The organism is Borreliella burgdorferi B31 (assembly GCF_000008685.2).
Taxonomy (GTDB): Bacteria; Spirochaetota; Spirochaetia; order Borreliales; family Borreliaceae; genus Borreliella; species Borreliella burgdorferi.
The window spans coordinates 15840-35838 of the sequence record NC_001318.1 but is presented as its reverse complement, the minus strand read 5'-3'; the positions used below and the strand labels follow the sequence as shown (position 1 = coordinate 35838).

The window sequence follows — 19999 nt, the reverse complement described above, 5'->3', positions numbered from 1 at the left end:
AGATGAAGACTCAAAATTATGATGAAAGTAAAATAATCACTCTATCTTCTCTTGAACATATTAGATTAAGATCTGGTATGTATATTGGACGTTTGGGAGATGGCTCTAATATTGATGATGGTATTTATGTTTTAATTAAAGAGATAATAGACAATTCAATTGATGAGTTTATTATGGGTTACGGAAATGAAATTTTTATAAAAAAAGAAAATAATCTTATTTCTATTAGGGATTATGGAAGAGGAATTCCTCTTGGAAAAGTTATTGAGAGTGTTTCAGTTATTAATACTGGAGCCAAGTACAATGACGATGTTTTTCAATTTTCTGTAGGGCTTAATGGGGTTGGAACTAAGGCAGTTAATGCCTTAAGTTCAAAATTTTTAGTAAGATCAACAAGAAATGGCAAATCTTTTGAGGCTTTGTTTTCTAAGGGAAAATTATTGGAATCTAGAGAAATAAAATCTTCTGATAAAGATGGTACTTATGTTGAGTTTTTAGCAGATTCAGAAATATTCGGAAAATATTCTTATAGTGAAGATTTTCTCAAAAGAAGATTTTTCCATTATGCTTGTTTGAATAAGGGACTTATAATAAACTATAATGATCAAATTTTTGAATCTAAAAATGGTCTTTTAGATTTTTTGAATTCAGAAATTAAAAGTGATGATTTGCTTTATGATATTGTTTACTATTCTAGTAAAACTTTAGAATTTGCTTTTTCCCATACAAATAATTATGGGGAGACTTATTTTTCATTTGTTAATGGTCAATATACTAATGATGGAGGTACCCATCAGACTGGTTTTAGAGAGGGCTTTGTAAGAGCTATTAACGATTTTCTTAAAAAAACATATTCCTCTACGGATATTAGGGAAGGGCTTGTTGCAACTCTTTCTGTTAAAATTAAAGATCCAATATTTGAAAGTCAAACTAAGAATAAGCTTGGAAATATTGAAACTAGAGGCAATGTTGCAAAGGAAGTGCAGAAGATAATTTCTGAAATTTTATATAAAGATAAAATACTTGCAAAATTGATTGAGAAAAAAGTAGTTGACAATGAACGACTCAGAAAAGAATTAAGTAGCGTAAGAAAAGAAGCAAGAGAGAGAGCAAAAAAAATATCTTTTAAAATCCCTAAGCTTAAGGATTGCAAATTTCATTTTAATGACAGCAGCAAGCAGTCAGAACAAACTATGATCTTCTTAACAGAGGGGGATTCTGCAACAGGTTCAATGGTATCTTGTAGAGATGTTTATACTCAGGCTATATTTTCTCTTAGAGGAAAACCTCAAAATATGTTTGAAAAGAATAAATCTGAAATATACAAAAATGAAGAACTTTATAATATGATGGTAGCTCTTGGCATTGAAGAATCAATTGAAAATTTAAGGTACAATAAGGTTGTAATAGCAACCGATGCAGATTTTGATGGATTTCATATTAGAAATTTATTGTTAACTTTTTTCTTAACTTTTTTTGAGGATTTAATTTTAAATGGGCATATGTATATTTTAGAAACTCCTCTTTTTAGGGTTAGGAACAAAAAAATCACGACCTATTGTTATTCTGAGGAAGAAAAGCAAAAAGCCATTCTTGAGCTTAAGGGGGGATGTGAAGTAACAAGGTTTAAAGGCCTTGGTGAAATTTCTCCAAATGAATTTAAAGGCTTTATTGATATTAATAGCATTAAGCTTACAAAGGTGGACCTTTTTAATATTAAAGAAATAAAAGAGAAATTGGGTTTTTATATGGGGCAAAATACTCCTGAGAGGCGGAATTTTATTATGGAGAATTTGATTTAATGGATATTAGAACTGTACTTAAAGATAATTTTTTGCAATATTCATCTTATGTTATTAAAGATCGTGCTATTGCTAGTGTTGTTGATGGGTTTAAACCAGTTCAAAGGAGAATTATACATTCTCTTTTTGAAATGCATGATGGCAACTTTCATAAAGTTGCAAATGTTGTTGGTAATACAATGAAATATCATCCCCACGGCGATACGTCAATTTATGAGGCTCTTGTTAATATTGCCAATAAGGATCTATTTATTGAAAAGCAGGGCAATTTTGGCAATTTATTCACAGGTGATCCTGCTTCTGCTTCTAGATATATTGAATGTAGGCTAACTCCCTTAGCCTTTGATGTTCTTTACAGCAAAGAGATAACAATTTATGAATCTTCTTATGATGGAAGAAATAATGAACCTTTGCTTTATCCTGCCAAAATTCCTGTTATTTTAATTCAAGGAAGTGAGGGAATTGCTGTTGGAATGGCAGCTAAAATATTGCCTCACAATTTTAATGAGATTTTAAATGCAGTAAAGAGCGAGCTTCTTGGAGAGAGTTATGATATTTATCCTGATTTTCCAACGGGAGGAATAGTTGATGTTAACGAATACGCTGATGGTAACGGTAAAGTTTTAGTTAGAGCTAAGATTGAAACCATAGATGAAAAAACAATTGTAATAAGGGAATTACCCTTTGGTGAGACTACTGAGAGCTTAATATCTTCGATTGAGAAAGCAATTAGAAAAAATTATATTAAAGTTTCAAGCATTAATGACTTTACTGCTGAAAATGTGGCCATAGAGCTATCTTTGCCTAGGGGTGTTTATGCAAGCGAAGTGATTGAAAAGTTGTATCATTATACAAATTGTCAGATATCAATTTCTGTTAATTTATTATTGCTTAGCGAGAGATATCCTGTTGTTTATACTATTAAAGATCTTATCAAGTTTCATGCAGCCCATCTTCAAAAAATTTTAAAAATGGAACTTGAATTACAAAAAAGCAAGATTCTTGAAAAAATATTTTATAAAACACTCGAGCAAATTTTTATTGAAAAAAAGATTTATAAACTTCTTGAAACAATTTCTAAAGAAGAAAATATTCTAAGTATAATATTGTCAGAGGTTTTAAGGCACAAAGAATCTTTTTCAAGGGAAGTTTTAAAAGAAGATGTTGAAAATTTGCTTAAAATTCCAATTAGAAAAATAAGTCTTTTTGATATTGATAAGAATTCTAAGGATATTAAAATTTTAAATAAAGAATTAAAGAGTATAAATAGCAATATTTCTTCAATAAGAGGTTATTCAATAAATTTTATTGATTTATTGCTTGCAAAGTATTCTAAAGAGCATCAAAGAAAGACTAAAATTTCTTTAATCAAATCAAAGAATGTAAAAGAAATAGCTACAAAGAATATGAAAGTTTATTTGAACTTGGCAGAAGGCTTTGCAGGAACAAGTCTTTTTGATGGTGAATTTATTGGAAATGCTAGTTATTATGATAAAATATTAGTTTTTAGAGAAAATAGTTATGTTCTTAAAAATATTGAAGACAAGACATTTATAGATAAAAAGAATGTATGTGCTTTAGTTTATGATATAAATAATTCAAAAGAGCAAATATTTTCAATAATTTATTTTAACAGGCTTGACAATTTTTATTATGTTAAAAGGTTTAAAATAGATAAATTTATTACAGATAAGGTTTATGAATTCTTGGGAGAAAATGATGAATTTGTCGATTTTTCATTGAATCCAGAATTTGTAGAATTTTCTACAAATAAAGACATTGTTAAAAGAATTGAAATTGATAATTTTATGGTCAAATCAAGAAGCTCTATTGGGAAGCGAATTTCAAGCAATAATTTGAAAAAAGTTAAATTTAAATAACTTTAAAAACCTTTTTTAAATTTCATTAATATGCTACCATAGTACCAGTTTTAATAAAGGGGTTTTTATGAATAAACTTTTAATTTTTGTTTTGGCAACCTTTTGTGTTTTTTCTAGCTTTGCTCAAGCTAATGATTCTAAAAATGGTGCGTTTGGGATGAGTGCTGGAGAAAAACTTTTGGTTTATGAAACTAGCAAGCAAGATCCTATTGTACCATTTTTATTGAACCTTTTTTTAGGGTTTGGAATAGGCTCCTTTGCTCAAGGAGATATTCTTGGAGGTTCTCTTATTCTTGGATTTGATGCGGTTGGTATAGGGCTTATACTTGCGGGGGCTTATTTGGATATCAAAGCGCTTGATGGTATTACTAAAAAAGCTGCTTTTCAATGGACTTGGGGTAAGGGAGTTATGTTAGCAGGTGTGGTTACTATGGCTGTGACAAGATTAACAGAAATTATTCTTCCATTTACATTTGCTAATAGTTATAATAGGAAGCTAAAAAATAGCCTTAATGTAGCTTTAGGAGGATTTGAACCTAGTTTTGATGTTGCAATGGGCCAATCCAGTGCTCTTGGGTTTGAACTGTCTTTCAAAAAAAGCTATTAATTTTATTTATTACAAAAATGGGTGATTGCAATTCTGTATTGCAATTGCTCAATTGTAATTAAAAGAGCTTTTACTTGTATTTTATTTCTCTACTAAGATCTTTTTTTATGCTTTTTTGCTTTAATATTTCTCTTTTATCATACAACTTTTTTCCTTTACATATTCCAACTTCTACTTTAATTATTGATTTTTTTAAATAAAAACTAATAGGAATTAAAGTATATCCCTCTTTTTCTTTAAATTTTTTTAGTCTTTGCAATTCTCTTTTTTTGATTAAAAGTTTTCTGGGCCTTAATTCATCATGATTGAAGATATTACCTTCTTTATATTTTGATACGTGCAAGTTTTCAAGCCACAATTCTTCTTTTTTTATGCTTGCAAAGCTATTGTTAAATGATAATTTTTTTGCCTTTATTGATTTTACCTCAGTTCCTTTTAGCACTATTCCACAACTTATTTTCTCTTCAATAAAGTAATTAAATTTTGCTTTTTTGTTTTCAAGAAGCAAATTGTTTGTGTTCAAATCTATTCCTTTTATTCCTTTGATACAATCAACCTAAAGCCAATGTTTGGAGAACTCCAGTTTTTCAAAAAAGAGGCTTTGGTTGATGCATTGAGTAAATTATTATTTTGCTGGGAATATGTTCTAATTTCTGTTATCAATGAGTAAAAATTTGAATTTTCGCTATAAAAATTTTTTTCATTTTTAAATATTGCGATTTCATTAAAAGATGAATTTTGCATTAAATTCCAAAATCCAACTTTTTTTGATATTTCATTAATATTTAATGGGTTTTTGTTTGGTTCTTTTTGGTACAATTCCCATTCTTGTGATATAGGCAGTCTTGCTTTGAACCCTGTGGGAAGTTTTTTAGAGTACCAGTTGGCGTATTCTATTGCTGAGAAATAAGATATTCCAGTGATGGCTTCATTTAAGCCTATTTGATTAAAATTTTTAAGATAATTTTCATCTACAAGTTGTTCTTTAATTAAATTTTCTTTATTATTTAATGCCCATTTTGGATTTTCTTTTAAAAAATCTTGATACTCGTATTTTGTAACATTTTGTTCTTGAATAAGAAATTCTTTTACGTTATAGGTAGATTTTAGTGAAATGTTTTTTGAATCTAATGAATTTAATTCATAATTTTGAATTTTTTCGATTTTATTTGAATTTATTTTTTTAAATCCAGGTAATTTTATATTGATTTTTTCATTTTTAGAAATTAATTGAATATTTTCATTGTCTAGAGTTTTGGCTAATGTTTTAACCCAAGGCGCATTTTTTGTTAGTATTTTTAAATCTTTATCTAAATTTTCTAAAAACCAAAAGATGGCTCTATTTTCTAAATCAAAATTTGTTTTTAAAGAGTTCCATATTTCTTCTTGATTGCTGTTGTCTTGGTCTATTGAATATATAGCTTTATATGAATTTAGAAAATCTTTAAACATTTCGGTTGAATTTAAGTAAGGTATAGAATCTTTTAGAAATTTTTTAATGTATTTGGGATGTTCTTTAAGTTCGCTAGATATTAATGAAAAAACAGGAATTAGTTTTGTATTTTCATTAATATTTTTTATTTTCACCATTATAGAGAGCTCTTTTTGTCTTTGTTTAATGATCTTTTCAGGATCAACCAGTTCTAAATTTATTTGCAAACTGTAGTTTCCAAAAAATTTGTTGTGAATTTTTATCCTTTGTTCGTAAGTTTTAAATCCCATTCTCTTTGCTCTAAGAACTCCTTCGGTGGCATTTATATATTTGTTAAGTGGGGTTCTACCGATATATTTTTCGTTTAAATATATGTAAGTGTTTTCAATATTGGAATTTATTTTTAAATATGCTCCTGGATTTTTAAATTTAGGTATGATTATTAAAGTTGATATTAAACTTAAAAGCAATATTATTGTTGTAAGAAATACGTAAACCTTAGGCTCTATTCCTAGGATTGGCTTTAATTTAACTTCAAAAAGCTCAACATTTGAATTCTCGTCAACCTCTTTCATCTTTTAAAGTATAGAAAAGTATTTAAATAAGTGTCAATATTTTGTATTATTTAATTCTTGAGGTTAGGTTATGTATTTAAGAAGATTGGATAAATTTGCATCTTTTTTGGTACACATTGTTGAGAAATATTTGACATATAGAAAAAGAAAGAAATATTTTTGCAAATTAAGGGCTAAGAAACGAGGATTTTTGCTTAACTTTTTATTTGATTTTGTAGCAGCGGCAATTTTTGTATTGGTGATAAATCAATATTTTGTTCAAGCTTATAAAATACCATCAGGATCAATGGAAAATACTCTTCAAATAGGGGATTTTTTATTTGTAGATAAATTTTCTTACGGTCCTGAGCTTTTACCAGGGTTATTTAAAATTAATGGTTTTAAAGCCCCAGAAGAATCCGATATTATTATTTTTGAAAATCCAGAGTATAAATCAAAGGGTGTTTTTTTTGATATCTTTCAAAGAATACTTTACATGTTAACATTATCTTTTATTGATCTTGATAGAGATGAATATGGCAATCCCAATGTTAGATTTCTTGTGAAAAGAGGTGCGTTTGCAGATGGTAAAATTGTTAGATTTAATAACGGTAAAGCTTATATTAAAAGAGAAGGCGAGGAAAATTTTATTTTAGAAGATTCTTATTGGGATTTGGTTGATAAAAATTTTAAAATTAAAAAAATTGTGGCAAATGAGGACTATGGGATTTATGGTGATTTTGCTATGTTTGTTGCTCTTAGCCAGTTAAATATAAATTTAAGTAGCACTCCCGATTTTTCATTTTTTGATGTTAGAATGATTGATAGGTTTGAGTTTGAAAGATTGGAATATAAGTATTTATCTGCTTTTATGCCTTATGTGGATTATTATATGGAAAAAGCTATAATGAGAGATTATGGTATTTATGTTCCTGATGGATATATTTTGCCAATTGGAGATAATAGAGACAATTCTCATGATGGTCGGTTTTTTGGAGTAATCAATAAGAATAAAGTACTTGGAAGAACCTTGATAATATATCTTCCATTTTCTAGAGTAGGATTTATTTAAAGTGGCCCCATATTTAACTTTCGAACAAAGGCTTTTAAGGAAAAGACAAAGAAAAGTTTTTTTTAAATATTTTTTAACATTTTTAATTTTAAATTTTTTTTTCACAAAGTTTGTTTTGCAAATTTTTATGATTAAAAGTAATGAGATGTTACCAACAATAACAAAAAATGCCAGTTTATTTTTTGTAGCAACACACATAACTTCTTTTTTTATTCCTTTGAAAATGAATGATATTGTTCTTTATGAGGATTTTAGGTTAAGTAATAATTTTTTGTTAACTTTAATAAAAGATTTCTTTTTTTTAAATAAAATTTTTAAAAGAGCAAGCTATAAAGTATCAAGAATAGCAGCTGTTCAGGGCGATTCTGTTTATGTTAGAGGTTTGAATGTCCTGGTAAATAAAAAGGATACAAATTTTTTTTATTTGAATGGCAATTTGGTTAGCTATTACAAGTTGAATGATTTTTTTAATACAGACGAAGTGATTAAATGTTTTACTTTGAAAAAAAATGAATTTTTTTTATTAAATGACAATTTAAGCGTTTTAAATGATTCTAGAATATTTGGACCCATTAATAAAAATGCTATTGTTTCTTTTTTGGTTCTTAAGGTAGTGGACTATAAGATTGTTAAGTAAAATTTTTGTTGATGCTGATTCTTGTAATTTTAAGATAATAAAATTTTTACAAAAATTTATATTGCACAATAAATCAAAACTCATTGTAGTTTCTAATAAGTTTTTCAGTCTGGAAATAACAGAAAATGTTGCTTTGGAAGTGGTAGACAATGTTGATTCATTTATTTTGAATTTAGCAGATAGATATAGCCTTGTGATTACTCGAGATATTTTTTTTGCCAAGCTTCTTTTAGATCTTGGGGTTAAGGTTATGAATGATGAAGGTCGAATTTTTGATATAAATAATATAAATTATTTATATTTTAGATCTAAGATTAATTTCAATTTGAAAATTAAGATTAAAAAATATTATGATGAAGATTTTAATAAATCTAGATATGAAAAATTTATAACGAATTTTTATTCTTTATTCTTTAGTTAATTTTCTGTTTTCCAATTTCCACAAACCCTTGCCCTGAGTTAATATGTAAATCGTGTTGTTTGATACAGGAATAATATCATTAAGGCCTGTTTTGCTTAGCTGAGATCCGTTATAAGCTCCAGGTTCTACAGATTTTGAGGGTGCCCGTAGGGCAAAAATTCCTTCTTTATTTTTTGTAAATTCTGCAAATCCATTATTACTTCCGATTAATATCGCATCATTAAATTCTCTTGCAAAGTAGCTGCTAAATTCGCCTACTTCGTCTTGAATAAATATTGGCGTTGTGTAATTATTTGTATTTGAGTAAACTTTAAATTTTGTATCTAAATTATTGTAACCACCAGTCATTACTAAAACTTCAGAAGAGCCCCTAATGCTTGTTTTAATGATAGGCATTATTTCTTTGGCCTGTTGATAGTCTATGTTTGTGTATGTATTGTTATTCATTTGCCATATTTTGAGTGAATTTCCTGTAATTAAGTTTTCTTCATTTGATATTTGATAAAATTTGTCATTTTCAGTAGCTTGTGGTGGTGTTTTGTCAGATCCTTGTAGATCAAAAATTTTCTCACGATTATTTTTATCTATAGCTAAAATATATGCTTCTTTTACGCCATCTCTTCCTACGGATTTTAAGAATTTATATGCTTTTAGCGGTTTTTTAAATTTTAATGTCCAATCTTTTCCATTTAGCTCGCAAACTTCTAATTCTTCTTCTTTGTTTTGCGCTAAAAGATAGGTTTTTCCAGATATATTTACAATGTCGTTTATAAACTCATAAGAATTGCTCAAATCAATTTTTTCAATCTTGCCGTTTTCTTTTTTAAATAAATGCATGGCTGCAATGTAGAGAGTTTCTCCTACTAGAGAAATTCCTCTTGGACTTGAACTGCCCAAAATATTGTATTCATGTTTTATTTTTTGCAGATTTCCTAATTGTGAAAATATGGATTCGCTTGAGCATGCTAGTAGTAAAAATATTAATAGGTTTAAAATTAATCTTTTTTTAAAATAGTTTTCGTATTTTTGTTTCATTTTTATCCTACAATTTATTTACATTCACTGTAACTGATAATGATACAAGTGCAAAATGTGCCATTTTAGCAGAATTTCCAAATTCAAACATCATCCACCAAGATGCTGTTGCTCCAAAAGCCCATTTATAGTTAAAGTTCCATAAAATTCCAGATCCAAAAGAGATTGTAGGGAGTGCATCAAAAGTTCTTAAATTTGTAATATTGTTGTTTCTATCTCCATATGTATTAAGAGAAAACCCTATATTTGTGAAGACTGGAATTTGAAATAATTCTCCTATATCAAATATATAATTTATTGAAAATGTAATAGGCACGCTATAAAAAATTTTACCTACACTTGAATCTGGATTTAATATATTAAAAGAATGGTTAATATCAAAGTTAAACATATACCTTAGTTCAAGTCCAATTGCTAAATTGTTTAAAATATGGTACTGGTATTTTATTGCCCCAATACCTCCTGGATATAAATTGGTAGGATAAGCTTTTGATAAGTCGTTGTAAAAAATAGGGATTCCTACACTTAAATCTATTCCTAAAGTGGAGTTTGTATGCCTATCAATATTGGCTGCGGCCGCAATTTTTTTTATGTTTACACCAATTAGCAAGACTGCAATTAGTATTATAAAAATATACTTTCTCATTATTCTCCATTCTTTTAAAATTATTATCCTTGTTTATTATAGTTTAAAATAAATTTAATTACAATTTGAAATTTGGTCGTTTGACTTTCCTTATATTGACAATCTAAGTATAATATTAAGGTAATCTTATTGGGGTTTAAGGGGTATATTTTGAGTATTGTGTTTAATGGGAAAGATTTTGCGAATAAGTATTATTTAATGCTCAAAGAATTCTTAAAACAGCATAACTTGAGAGATAAAATTGCATTAAAAGTTGTTTTAGCAAATGATGAGCCTGCAAGCAATCTTTATGTTTCAATTAAGAGTCGAGTTGCAAAAGAGATTGGCTTGAATGTTGAAGTAATTAAATTTTCTGCAAACTCTGTTCAAAGCGATATTTTAGAAGTAATTGATAGAGAAAATAAAAATTTAAGTACAGATGGAATTATTGTGCAATTACCCCTTTTGAAAGGTATGGATTTAAATTCTATTTTAAATAGCATAGTTTATTCAAAAGATGTTGATGGCTTATCTTTTGTTAATTTGGGAAAAATGATTTTGGGCGATAAAAAAGGGTTTATTCCTTGTACAGCTCTTGCTGTATTAAAGATCTTGCGAGATGAAGGGATAAAAACATTGGGAAAAACGGTTGTTGTGGTTGGTAGAAGTCCTCTTGTAGGAAGGCCTATTTCAATATTGCTTTCATCAAAACCTTACGATGCAACTGTTATTGTTTGTCACAGCAAGAGCATTTATTTAGATGTTTATTTAAGACAGGCAGATATTGTTATTTCTGCTGTTGGTAAGCCTAGATTAATAGATAAAAGCATGTTGTGCGGAAAGCCTTATGTGATTGATATTGGCATTTCTGAAATTGAGACTGACAACGGGAAAATTCTCTCAGGCGATACAGATTTTGACAATATTAAAGAGTGCGTTAAATTTATTACTCCTGTTAAGGGGGGGATAGGTCCTGTTACGGTTCTTATGTTAATGTTTAATACAATTAAAGCTCATTTGATTAATAATAGGATGTTTGACGTTTTAAATCGGTTGGAAAAATTGTTGGAGGTGTAAATGTCTGGTCACAGTAAATGGTCAACAATAAAGAGAAAAAAAGGTGCTCTTGATGCAAAGCGTAATAAAATTTTTACAAAGCTAATAAGAGAAATAACTATTGCAGCTAAAATAGGGGGTGGGGATATTGAATCTAATCCGAGACTAAGGGTAGCTGTTAATAAGGCTAAGGTTGCCAATATGCCAAAAGATAATATTGAGAAGGCAATAAAAAAGGGTATTGGTGGTAATGAAGGGGTTGAATATTTTGAAATAACTTATGAGGCTTATGCTCCTTATGGAGTGGCTCTAATGATTAAATGCTTAACGGATAATAAAAACAGAACCTCTAGCGATGTGAAAAGTGTTCTTGCAAAAGGTGGAGGATCTCTTGGTACCCCAGGTTCAGTCTCATATATGTTTTACAGAAAGGGTCTTATTGTTTACAATTTAGAAAAATATCTTGAAGATGAAATAATGGAATTTGCATTAGAAGTTGGTGCTGAAGATATTTTAGTTTCAAACAATGAGGCAGAGGTTATAACAAGTCCTGATGATTTTGACAAAGTTTTATCTTTTTTGAAAACCAAATTTAAAGAAGAGGTGGCAGAGATAGCTTTAATTCCTGAAAATAAAATTTCTTTAAACAAAGATCAAGCAGAAAAAATAATTCTTCTTGTTGAAAAGCTTGAAGATTTTGATGATGTTCAGGAAGTAATTCATAATTTGGAGATCCCAGAAGAATTAAGTTAGTTTTATTTAAATCTTTTCGTAGTAAACTCTGTATATTTTATTTCCAAAGTCATCTGTAAAAAGAATTGAACCGTCATAATATGTGATTATATCAACAGGGCGTCCAAATTTAGATTTGTCGTGCTTTAAAAATCCATATAAAAAAGTCTTGTAATTTCTTGCTGTTCTGGTTTTAGAATCAATGTCTAGTGTTGTTATTTTGTAGCCAACAGGAGAAGATCTGTTCCACGAGCCGTGTTCTGCTATGAATAATTTATTTATGTATTCTTTTGGAAAGTTATTTCCCCGGTAAAAGTGTATTCCAAGTGGAGCTACATGTGCGGGAAGTTCGTAAATAGATGGGATAAACTTAGTGTTTTTGGGTGCTTTGTTATAAAAACCGTAATTTTTTTGATTTTTTCCAAACACATAGGGAAATCCAAAATGTTCTTTATATTCGGTTATTACGTTTATTTCATCTGGGGGAATGTTGTCTCCTAATCCGTCTTGGCCATTGTCGCTAAAATATATTTCATTGCTAATTGGGTGAAAATCAAACCCAACTGAGTTTCTCACTCCAAAAGCTACTATTTCTTCTTTTTTTGTTTTTAAATTAATACTAAGGATTACTGCTTCTTTTTTTGGGGGAATTTTAACATTGTGCTGGGATCCTATATTTACTATTAATTTGTTATTTTTAGAATCTACTTTAATGTAACGTCCTGAGTGCATTTGAGAATTATTTTTTGGCAAAAGTGCAAAAATTTGCATTTTCCATGTATAGTCTTTATGTGATTTTATGCTTTTATTAATTTCTTCTTTTACATTTTTAACTACATATATTTTATCGACAGAAGATATGTAGAGTTTATTATCCCAATAATCAATACCAATAGGTTTTTGCAGGGTTTTTGCTATGGTATAAATTTTTCTGTTTTTTGTTACAAAGTATGCAAAAGTGCTTCCAGATCCTATGAATATATTTCCATCTTGATCGCTTGTGATTCCTCTAGGTTTTTCAATTGTATTGTTTAAAAAAATTTCGACTTTAAATCCATTAGGAACTTTTAGTGTGCTTGTTATTTCTTCTGCTGCAATAGTTATAGATGAGATTAAGAAAATAGTTGTAATTAATTGAAAATAGCTATTTAAAAATTGATTTTTCATTTAGTGTCCTTTTTTTACTTAAGGCTTTTGCTTTAAATTGTTGAATGTTTCTGTGTAATATAATTTATAATTTAATTATATGATAAATAAGATTCATGGTAAAGTTATAGAAAAAAAAGAATCTAGTTTAGTTTTAATGACTACTGTTTTTGAATTTGAACTTTTAGTTAGTGCATTTTGCCTTGCTAATTTTAATTTGTCAGACAAAGTTGAGTTATTTACTTATCTTTATACTAGAGAAAATGAATTAAAACTTTTTGGATTTTTGAATTCAGATGAAAGAGAGATCTTTAAGGAGCTTATTGGAGTAAGCGGAGTAGGCCCAAGGGCCGCTTTAAGAGTGTTATCCAATATAAGGTATAATGAGTTTAAGGAGGCTATTGACAAAGAGGATATTGAACTTGTCTCTAAAATCAAAGGCATTGGCAAAAAAATGGCTGGTAAAATGTTTTTACATCTTCAAGGTAAGCTTTTGATTAATAGCGAGCTTGAATCCACTGGTCTTTTTAGATTTAAAGAATTAGAAGAATCAATTGTTAGTATGGGATTTGATAGAAAAATTGTTAATAGCAAGATTAGAGAGGCTTTCAATTTAGCTGAATTTGCAAATTTAAAAGATTCTGAAAAGGAGCAGTTTTTATTTAAGGAGGTTTTAAAAAGAATATCGAATTAATTATTAGTTTTTTATAGTTATAAAATAGTTTTTAAGGAATATTTATGAAAGACGAAAATAGTATAAGCTTTTTAAGCTCTAATGAAAATTATTTATATGATAAGAGTGAAAATGAGCTTAGGCCTAAAGTTTTTGAAGATTTTAAAGGTCAGGTTAATGTTAAAGAAACCCTTAGTATTTTCATAAGAGCTTCTAAAGAGAGAGATGAGGCTCTAGATCATGTGTTTTTAAGTGGCCCACCGGGTCTTGGGAAAACCACTCTTGCAAGTATTATTGCCTTTGAGATGAATGCTTCTATTAAGATTACTTCAGCTCCGGCTTTTGACAAACCAAAAGATATTATTGGAATTTTAACAGGTCTTGATGAGAAGAGTGTTTTATTTATTGATGAAATACATAGGCTCAGACCAATAATAGAAGAAATGCTTTGCATTGCCATGGAAGATTATGAGCTGGATTGGGTAATAGGGCAAGGAGCCAATGCAAGAACTGTTCGAATGCCACTTCCAAAATTCACATTGATTGGAGCTACTACTAAACCAGGAAAAGTAACATCTCCACTTTATGCGAGATTTGGAATTACTGCAAGATTTGAACTTTACAGTGAAATAGAGCTTGTTGAGATAATAAAGAGAAATTCTCTTATTTTAAATATTGAAATAGAAGAGGATGCTGCTTTTCTTCTTGCAAGAAGCTCAAGAGGGACTCCTCGTATAGCAAATAGACTTTTAAGACGAATAAGAGATATTGCTCAGGTAACTGGAAGTTTGGTTATTACAAGTGATATTGTTTCAATTGGGCTTGAAATGCTTAGAATTGATGGGGAAGGCCTTGATGAGCAAGATAGAAATATTTTAAGAAGTTTAATATTGAAATTTAATGGAGGACCTGTAGGTGTTGATACTTTAGCTATTTCTGTAGGAGAAACAGCAGATTCTCTTGAAGACTTTTATGAGCCTTATTTAATTATGAAAGGATTTATCAGTAGAACTCACAGAGGTCGTAAAGCTACTGAGTTTGCATACCTTCACTTAAACTTAGAGATGAAAGAGGATGGTCTTAATGAAAACCAAAGAGTTTCATTTTAATTTATCCCATTCTTTAATAGAGCAATATCCAAGTGAAAAAAGAGGATCTTCAAGGTTAATCGTGCTAGATCCTCAATTGCAAAAAATTTACCATAAAAATTCTGTAAACAATATTTTAAAATATATAAATAGTAATATTTTTAATAACTCAAAAGCTAGAAAATCAAGAATATATGCAGAATCAGAGATGAGCAGTAATGTTGAATTTTTAATTTTGGATAGAATTGACACTAATTTATTCACTGCGTTAGTTTCTAAGTCAAAAAAGCAAATTATTGGCAATTTTTACAAATTCCCCGAAGGATTAATGGATGAAATTTTGTCAAAAAATAGTAGTGAGGTTGTTTTAAAATTTAACAATAATGTTGGTGAAGATTATTTTGAAAAACATTGTTTTGTGCCTTTGCCCTCTTACATTAAAAGAGATTATGATAAGATAGATGAAGATCGATATCAAACTATTTATTCTAAATATGTTGGATCTACAGCTTCTGCAACTGCAGGGTTACATTTTAGCAGAGATTTGTTTTCTGCCTTTGAAAATAACAATATTGAATATGATTTTATCACTCTTCATGTGGGGGCTTGGGACTTTTCTTCCTGTAAGATCTAAAAAGGTTGAAGAACATAATATGCATTTTGAAACTTTTTTAATAAAAGATTTTGTGGCTGTGAGATTGCAGAATGCAAAACTTCTTGGTAAAAGAATTTTGTCAATTGTTACCACAACGCTTAGGGCTTTAGAGTCATCTTATGATAATAACCTTAAGAAATTTAAAACAGGTCAGCAAAGTACAAATCTTTTTATTTATCCTGGCAAGAACTATTGTTTTAAGTTTGTTGACATGCTTTTTACAAATTTTCACACACCTCAATCTACTCTTTTGATGCTCGTTTCTTCATTTGCAGGCAAAGATTTTGTGTTTAGTTTTTATGAAGAAGCTATAAATAAAGGTTATAAATTTTTTTCTTATGGTGATGCTATGTTAATTCTAAATAATATATAGATATTAGTTGTGAATTATTTTAATATTTAATTTATGATAAAGGCTTATTTAATTAATTAGGAGGAAAATGTATGAATACTTCTCTTTTTAAGCAGGAAAGGCAAAAGTATATTCCCAAATTGCCAAATATTTTAAAAAAAGATTTTAATAATATTAGTTTAGTTTATGGAGAAAATACTGAAGCAATTCAAGATAGACAGGCTTTAAAAGAATTTTTTAAGAATACTTATGGATTGCCAATTATAAGTTTTACCGAAGGTGAGTCAAGTTTATCTTTTTCAAAAGCTTTAAATATTGGAATTATTCTTTCTGGAGGACCTGCTCCTGGAGGGCATAATGTTATATCTGGTGTTTTTGATGCAATAAAAAAATTTAATCCAAATTCAAAGCTTTTTGGATTCAAGGGAGGCCCTTTAGGCCTTTTGGAGAATGACAAAATTGAACTTACCGAGAGTTTAATAAATTCTTACAGAAATACTGGGGGTTTTGATATTGTATCTTCTGGAAGAACAAAAATAGAAACTGAAGAACATTATAACAAAGCCTTATTTGTTGCTAAAGAAAACAATCTTAATGCAATTATTATTATTGGTGGCGATGATTCAAATACCAATGCTGCTATTCTTGCAGAGTATTTCAAAAAGAATGGGGAAAATATTCAAGTTATTGGAGTTCCAAAGACAATTGATGCTGATCTAAGAAATGATCATATTGAAATTTCATTTGGTTTTGATTCTGCTACAAAAATTTATTCTGAGTTGATAGGTAATTTGTGCAGAGATGCTATGTCTACTAAAAAATATTGGCATTTTGTCAAACTTATGGGCAGGAGCGCATCTCATGTTGCTTTGGAATGTGCTTTAAAAACTCATCCAAACATTTGCATTGTATCTGAAGAGGTTTTAGCCAAAAAGAAGACTTTGTCTGAGATTATCGATGAAATGGTGTCTGTTATTTTAAAGAGATCTTTAAATGGAGATAATTTTGGAGTAGTTATAGTTCCTGAAGGTTTAATTGAGTTTATTCCAGAAGTTAAGTCCTTAATGCTTGAATTATGTGATATTTTTGATAAAAATGAAGGTGAGTTTAAGGGGCTTAATATTGAAAAAATGAAAGAAATTTTTGTTGCCAAGCTTAGTGATTATATGAAGGGAGTTTATCTGTCTTTGCCTTTGTTTATTCAATTTGAACTTATAAAATCAATTTTAGAAAGAGATCCTCATGGGAATTTTAATGTTTCAAGAGTTCCTACTGAAAAATTGTTTATTGAGATGATTCAATCAAGATTAAATGACATGAAGAAAAGGGGAGAATATAAGGGAAGTTTTACTCCGGTTGATCATTTTTTTGGCTATGAAGGCAGAAGCGCTTTTCCTTCTAATTTTGATAGTGATTATTGTTATAGCTTAGGGTATAATGCTGTTGTTCTTATTTTAAATGGGCTAACAGGCTATATGTCTTGTATAAAAAATCTAAATTTAAAACCAACAGATTGGATTGCAGGGGGAGTGCCTCTAACAATGTTGATGAATATGGAAGAGAGGTATGGAGAGAAAAAGCCTGTTATAAAAAAAGCTYTAGTTGATTTAGAAGGAAGACCATTTAAAGAGTTTGTTAAAAATCGTGATAAGTGGGCTTTAAATAATTTGTATTTATATCCAGGGCCTGTACAGTATTTTGGTTCTTCTGAGATTGTTGATGAGATAACTGAGACTTTAAAGTTAGAATTATTTAAGTAGTAAATTTATGTTTATTGTAAGCCTGTTGTTGCTTTTTAGTGTTTTAAATGTTTATTCAAATTCACTTGATTATTTCAAGTCCAATTTTAATTATTTAAAGTTAAGTGATGCTAAAAGTTTGCCATTGCAAGACAAATCGACTTCCAGTGGCAATTTTGTTTCTCATAAAAAAAATAATAATATGTCTGTTGCTGATAATGACGATTCTTTTCTTTATAAAAATATTCAAGAGAATAAGGCTTTGAATCTTGAGAATGATCTTGAGTCAAAATCAGCAAAAGATTTTTTTAGGTTTTCAGCTATTAGTATTGGATCTTTTCCAATAGTTTTATTTTTGAGCTTATTTTTTTTTGATGTGAGTTACTATTTTTATAGCGGAATGAATGCAAATTACGTTCCATATCCTTTTTCAAATGGTCCTAGTTTTTCAAAAGATGAGATTTATAAAAAATTTATTGTTTCAGCTTCTATTGGAGCAATAGTTGCATTAACCATTGCCTTGCTTGATTATTTTCTTTAATGATATGATAAGAGTTAAGAGAGAATTTACCGTTAAAGAAAATGCTTTAAGATTGGATCTTTACCTATCAGGCAATTTTGAAGTTTTTACCAGAAGTCAGATCAAAAGAAGAAATGTAGAAGCGTTTAAAAAGAGTAATGGTAAATTTTTAAAGATAAAATTATCCAAGCCTGTTTTTAAAGATGATGAAATACTAATTGAATTTGACGAGGAGAGTAGTCAAATTGATTGCCTTAGGCCGAGTAATATCCCTATTGCTATAATTTATGAAGATTCCAATGTTATTGTTTTGAATAAACCACAAGGAATTTTGAGTCATCCTGGAATATCACATTGGGATGATACTGTAGTGAATTTTCTTTTATATCATATAAAAAGCTTGAAAATTAATTTTAATGAAGAAAAAATTAGACCCGGAATTGTTCATAGATTAGATAAAGATACCTCTGGAGTTCTAATTTGTGCAAAAAACATTAGCACCTTAAGATTTTTAGCTCAGCAGTTTAAAGATAAAAGAACAAATAAAGTTTACATTGCAATTGTTAAGGGTAATTTTAATAGTTTTTTTGGAAGCATTGAATCTTTTATAGATAGAGATAAACACAATAGGAAAAAATTTAGTGTTTCTAAAGATAGAGGAAAAAAGGCATTAACAGAATATAGATTACTGCTCAATTTTGGGGAATATTCTCTTTTAGCTTTAAAGCCTAAAACCGGCCGTACTCATCAATTGAGAGTTCATATGAAATATCTTAATTTTCCAATATTGGGAGATGAGGTTTATGGCAGAGTAGATGGCAGTTTAAAAAAAATAACGCTAATGCTTCATTCTTATAAGCTTGAAATTGATGTTGGAAAAAATTCTTTTAAGAAATTTATTTCTGAATTTCCCAAAAGATTTGTTATTTTTTTGTCAAATTTTTACAAGAGTGATGAATTAAATTTGATTATTGATAATTTGGTTCTTTTTTTAAGAGATTTTTAATTTTAAATTTCTTGTTTTAATGAGATTGGGTCAGTTATTATTTTACCCCCAGTGATTTCATTAGTGTTAATAACGGTAATGAAACAATTTGGATCAACTTTTTGTGATATATATTTAATTCTTGATAAACGCATTATTGGAACTACTATAAATACTATAGTTTTTTCTGTTCCTGCCCAAGCACCTTTTCCGTCTATTAATGTAGCGGCTAATTTTAACTTGTTTGTAAGAAGATAAGCAATTTCTTTTCCTTTATCCGAAATGATTAATATTGCTTTTTGATTGCCAAATCCAGTACTTGTTTTATCTGTCATGATAGATGTTACAAATGATGCTATTAGTGTATAAAGAGCGATTTCAATATTAAAGAAAAAGGTTGCAAGTATTAATACCACAAGATTAACTACGAAGTTTGTTGTTCCAATGCTAATTGAATATTTTTCTTTAATGATCATAGCAATTATATCTGATCCCCCTGAAGATCCTTTGCCCTTAAATATTAGCCCAAGCCCAAGTCCAGAAATAAGTCCAGCTAGTATTGATACAAGCATCATATCATTAAGATGTATTTTATTTTGTAAAAACTGGGAGTGGTTTATGATAATAGAATATAATCCCATTGAAATCCAACTTTGAATTATAAATGTTAGGTTTAAAAATTTTATTCCAATAAGAAATAATGGTATGTTTAATGCAAATATTGTCCATCCCAAATTGAAGCTTAATAGGTAATGTAGCATTAATGAAATGCCCCCAATTCCCCCACTAAGAAGTCCATGAGGAATATACAAAACATTGGTGGAAATTGCCATTAGCGCAGATCCTAAAGTTATTTGTATTGTGCTATCAAATATTAATTTAGGATTTTTAGTTATAGTCTTTAATTTTTTTATTAGTATTAGTAATAATAGTTTGAGTTTTTTTTTAATTCTACGACAACGTATCTTTTTTTTCTTTTTCATCTTAA

Annotated in this window: 19 protein-coding genes and 1 pseudogene; 14 read left to right on the top strand and 6 right to left on the bottom strand. The window is 28.8% G+C overall.

What is annotated here, in order from left to right; translation table 11 throughout:
* Positions 1–2: 2 nt before the first annotated feature.
* The 3 genes from BB_RS00180 to BB_RS00170 all read left to right on the top strand — a co-directional run bounded on the left by BB_RS00180 (position 3) and on the right by BB_RS00170 (position 4289).
* Positions 3–1802 (top strand): DNA topoisomerase IV subunit B, encoded by a 1800-nt coding sequence (locus BB_RS00180; RefSeq protein WP_002658339.1) that lies wholly within the window; start codon positions 3–5, stop codon positions 1800–1802.
* Positions 1802–3682, top strand: coding sequence for a DNA topoisomerase IV subunit A (locus BB_RS00175; RefSeq protein ID WP_002656217.1), 1881 nt, complete (start codon positions 1802–1804; stop codon positions 3680–3682). The genes BB_RS00180 and BB_RS00175 overlap by 1 nt, the downstream gene beginning before the upstream one ends.
* 67 nt (positions 3683–3749) lie before the next feature.
* Positions 3750–4289, top strand: a complete 540-nt coding sequence (locus BB_RS00170; protein WP_002656384.1) for a P13 family porin — start codon at positions 3750–3752, stop codon at positions 4287–4289.
* Positions 4290–4359: 70 nt separating this feature from the next.
* On the opposite strand, the gene smpB is transcribed toward BB_RS00170, so the two are convergent.
* Both smpB and BB_RS00160 read right to left on the bottom strand, forming a co-directional pair.
* Complete coding sequence (gene smpB, locus BB_RS00165) at positions 4360–4812, bottom strand: SsrA-binding protein SmpB (protein WP_002556639.1); 453 nt, start codon at positions 4810–4812, stop codon at positions 4360–4362.
* A gap of 11 nt (positions 4813–4823) precedes the next feature.
* Entirely contained in the window at positions 4824–6296 is a 1473-nt protein-coding gene (locus BB_RS00160; RefSeq protein ID WP_002658342.1) for an SUMF1/EgtB/PvdO family nonheme iron enzyme, read from the bottom strand.
* A gap of 70 nt (positions 6297–6366) precedes the next feature.
* On the opposite strand from BB_RS00160, the gene lepB (BB_RS00155) reads away from it, so the two are divergent.
* The 3 genes from lepB (BB_RS00155) to BB_RS00145 are packed head-to-tail and all read left to right on the top strand — an operon-like array spanning position 6367 to position 8405.
* Entirely contained in the window at positions 6367–7347 is a 981-nt protein-coding gene (gene lepB / locus BB_RS00155; RefSeq protein WP_002661914.1) for a signal peptidase I, read from the top strand.
* Between the two features lies 1 nt (position 7348).
* A complete protein-coding gene (gene lepB, locus BB_RS00150) occupies positions 7349–7984 on the top strand; it encodes a signal peptidase I (RefSeq protein WP_002658346.1) in 636 nt (211 codons plus the stop codon).
* On the top strand, positions 7974–8405 hold the full coding sequence (locus BB_RS00145; RefSeq protein ID WP_002655998.1) for a DUF188 domain-containing protein: 432 nt from the start codon (positions 7974–7976) through the stop codon (positions 8403–8405). The genes lepB (BB_RS00150) and BB_RS00145 overlap by 11 nt, the downstream gene beginning before the upstream one ends.
* Here BB_RS00145 and bamB read toward each other — a convergent pair.
* Both bamB and BB_RS00135 read right to left on the bottom strand, forming a co-directional pair.
* Positions 8391–9440, bottom strand: coding sequence for an outer membrane protein assembly factor BamB (bamB, locus tag BB_RS00140; protein ID WP_002655996.1), 1050 nt, complete (start codon positions 9438–9440; stop codon positions 8391–8393). The genes BB_RS00145 and bamB overlap by 15 nt on opposite strands.
* Before the next feature lie 7 nt (positions 9441–9447).
* The gene (locus tag BB_RS00135) at positions 9448–10086 is read right to left on the bottom strand and encodes a BB0027 family outer member beta-barrel protein (RefSeq protein ID WP_002658348.1); all 639 of its coding nucleotides are present in this window, start codon (positions 10084–10086) and stop codon (positions 9448–9450) included.
* A 150-nt stretch (positions 10087–10236) separates the two neighbouring features.
* Here BB_RS00135 and BB_RS00130 point away from each other — a divergent pair, with 150 nt between their 5' ends.
* Positions 10237–11142 carry a bifunctional 5,10-methylenetetrahydrofolate dehydrogenase/5,10-methenyltetrahydrofolate cyclohydrolase gene (locus BB_RS00130; RefSeq protein WP_020948678.1) on the top strand — a complete coding sequence of 302 codons (906 nt, stop codon included), beginning with the start codon at positions 10237–10239 and terminating at the stop codon, positions 11140–11142.
* On the top strand, positions 11143–11874 hold the full coding sequence (locus tag BB_RS00125; protein ID WP_002556631.1) for a YebC/PmpR family DNA-binding transcriptional regulator: 732 nt from the start codon (positions 11143–11145) through the stop codon (positions 11872–11874).
* Positions 11875–11880: 6 nt separating this feature from the next.
* Here the strand turns inward: BB_RS00125 and BB_RS00120 are convergent, their stop codons facing one another.
* Positions 11881–13020, bottom strand: coding sequence for a PQQ-dependent sugar dehydrogenase (locus BB_RS00120; RefSeq protein ID WP_010889662.1), 1140 nt, complete (start codon positions 13018–13020; stop codon positions 11881–11883).
* A gap of 79 nt (positions 13021–13099) precedes the next feature.
* Between BB_RS00120 and ruvA the strand changes: the two genes are divergently transcribed.
* From ruvA to BB_RS00090, 6 genes and pseudogenes are all read left to right on the top strand, one after another.
* Positions 13100–13693 carry a Holliday junction branch migration protein RuvA gene (gene ruvA / locus BB_RS00115; RefSeq protein ID WP_002658353.1) on the top strand — a complete coding sequence of 198 codons (594 nt, stop codon included), beginning with the start codon at positions 13100–13102 and terminating at the stop codon, positions 13691–13693.
* Between the two features lie 44 nt (positions 13694–13737).
* Positions 13738–14781, top strand: a complete 1044-nt coding sequence (ruvB, locus tag BB_RS00110) for a Holliday junction branch migration DNA helicase RuvB (RefSeq protein ID WP_002556628.1) — start codon at positions 13738–13740, stop codon at positions 14779–14781.
* Positions 14756–15788 (top strand): annotated as a pseudogene (queA, locus tag BB_RS00105) (tRNA preQ1(34) S-adenosylmethionine ribosyltransferase-isomerase QueA). Before ruvB ends, queA begins: the two are co-directional and overlap by 26 nt.
* Positions 15789–15859: 71 nt before the next feature.
* Positions 15860–17527 (top strand): diphosphate--fructose-6-phosphate 1-phosphotransferase, encoded by a 1668-nt coding sequence (locus tag BB_RS00100; protein ID WP_002658359.1) that lies wholly within the window; start codon positions 15860–15862, stop codon positions 17525–17527.
* Between the two features lie 7 nt (positions 17528–17534).
* Positions 17535–18047: a hypothetical protein gene (locus BB_RS00095; RefSeq protein WP_002658362.1), complete on the top strand. Its 513-nt coding sequence runs from the start codon at positions 17535–17537 to the stop codon at positions 18045–18047.
* A 4-nt stretch (positions 18048–18051) separates the two neighbouring features.
* Positions 18052–19032, top strand: coding sequence for an RluA family pseudouridine synthase (locus BB_RS00090; RefSeq protein ID WP_002658364.1), 981 nt, complete (start codon positions 18052–18054; stop codon positions 19030–19032).
* 2 nt (positions 19033–19034) lie between these two features.
* Here the strand turns inward: BB_RS00090 and BB_RS00085 are convergent, their stop codons facing one another.
* Positions 19035–19994, bottom strand: coding sequence for a YitT family protein (locus BB_RS00085; protein WP_020948674.1), 960 nt, complete (start codon positions 19992–19994; stop codon positions 19035–19037).
* Positions 19995–19999: the final 5 nt, after the last annotated feature.

Excerpts from the sequence above, each read along its gene's own strand:
- BB_RS00175 (WP_002656217.1), top strand. The coding sequence starts at position 1,802 with ATGGATATTAGAACTGTACTTAAAGATAATTTTTTGCAATATTCATCT.
- BB_RS00170 (WP_002656384.1), top strand. The coding sequence starts at position 3,750 with ATGAATAAACTTTTAATTTTTGTTTTGGCAACCTTTTGTGTTTTTTCT.
- BB_RS00135 (WP_002658348.1), bottom strand. The coding sequence starts at position 10,086 with ATGAGAAAGTATATTTTTATAATACTAATTGCAGTCTTGCTAATTGGT.
- ruvB (WP_002556628.1), top strand. The coding sequence starts at position 13,738 with ATGAAAGACGAAAATAGTATAAGCTTTTTAAGCTCTAATGAAAATTAT.
- BB_RS00120 (WP_010889662.1), bottom strand. The coding sequence starts at position 13,020 with ATGAAAAATCAATTTTTAAATAGCTATTTTCAATTAATTACAACTATT.
- BB_RS00085 (WP_020948674.1), bottom strand. The coding sequence starts at position 19,994 with ATGAAAAAGAAAAAAAAGATACGTTGTCGTAGAATTAAAAAAAAACTC.
- BB_RS00090 (WP_002658364.1), top strand. The coding sequence starts at position 18,052 with ATGATAAGAGTTAAGAGAGAATTTACCGTTAAAGAAAATGCTTTAAGA.
- bamB (WP_002655996.1), bottom strand. The coding sequence starts at position 9,440 with ATGAAACAAAAATACGAAAACTATTTTAAAAAAAGATTAATTTTAAAC.
- BB_RS00095 (WP_002658362.1), top strand. The coding sequence starts at position 17,535 with ATGTTTATTGTAAGCCTGTTGTTGCTTTTTAGTGTTTTAAATGTTTAT.
- ruvA (WP_002658353.1), top strand. The coding sequence starts at position 13,100 with ATGATAAATAAGATTCATGGTAAAGTTATAGAAAAAAAAGAATCTAGT.
- BB_RS00125 (WP_002556631.1), top strand. The coding sequence starts at position 11,143 with ATGTCTGGTCACAGTAAATGGTCAACAATAAAGAGAAAAAAAGGTGCT.
- lepB (WP_002661914.1), top strand. The coding sequence starts at position 6,367 with ATGTATTTAAGAAGATTGGATAAATTTGCATCTTTTTTGGTACACATT.
- BB_RS00180 (WP_002658339.1), top strand. The coding sequence starts at position 3 with ATGAAGACTCAAAATTATGATGAAAGTAAAATAATCACTCTATCTTCT.
- BB_RS00160 (WP_002658342.1), bottom strand. The coding sequence starts at position 6,296 with ATGAAAGAGGTTGACGAGAATTCAAATGTTGAGCTTTTTGAAGTTAAA.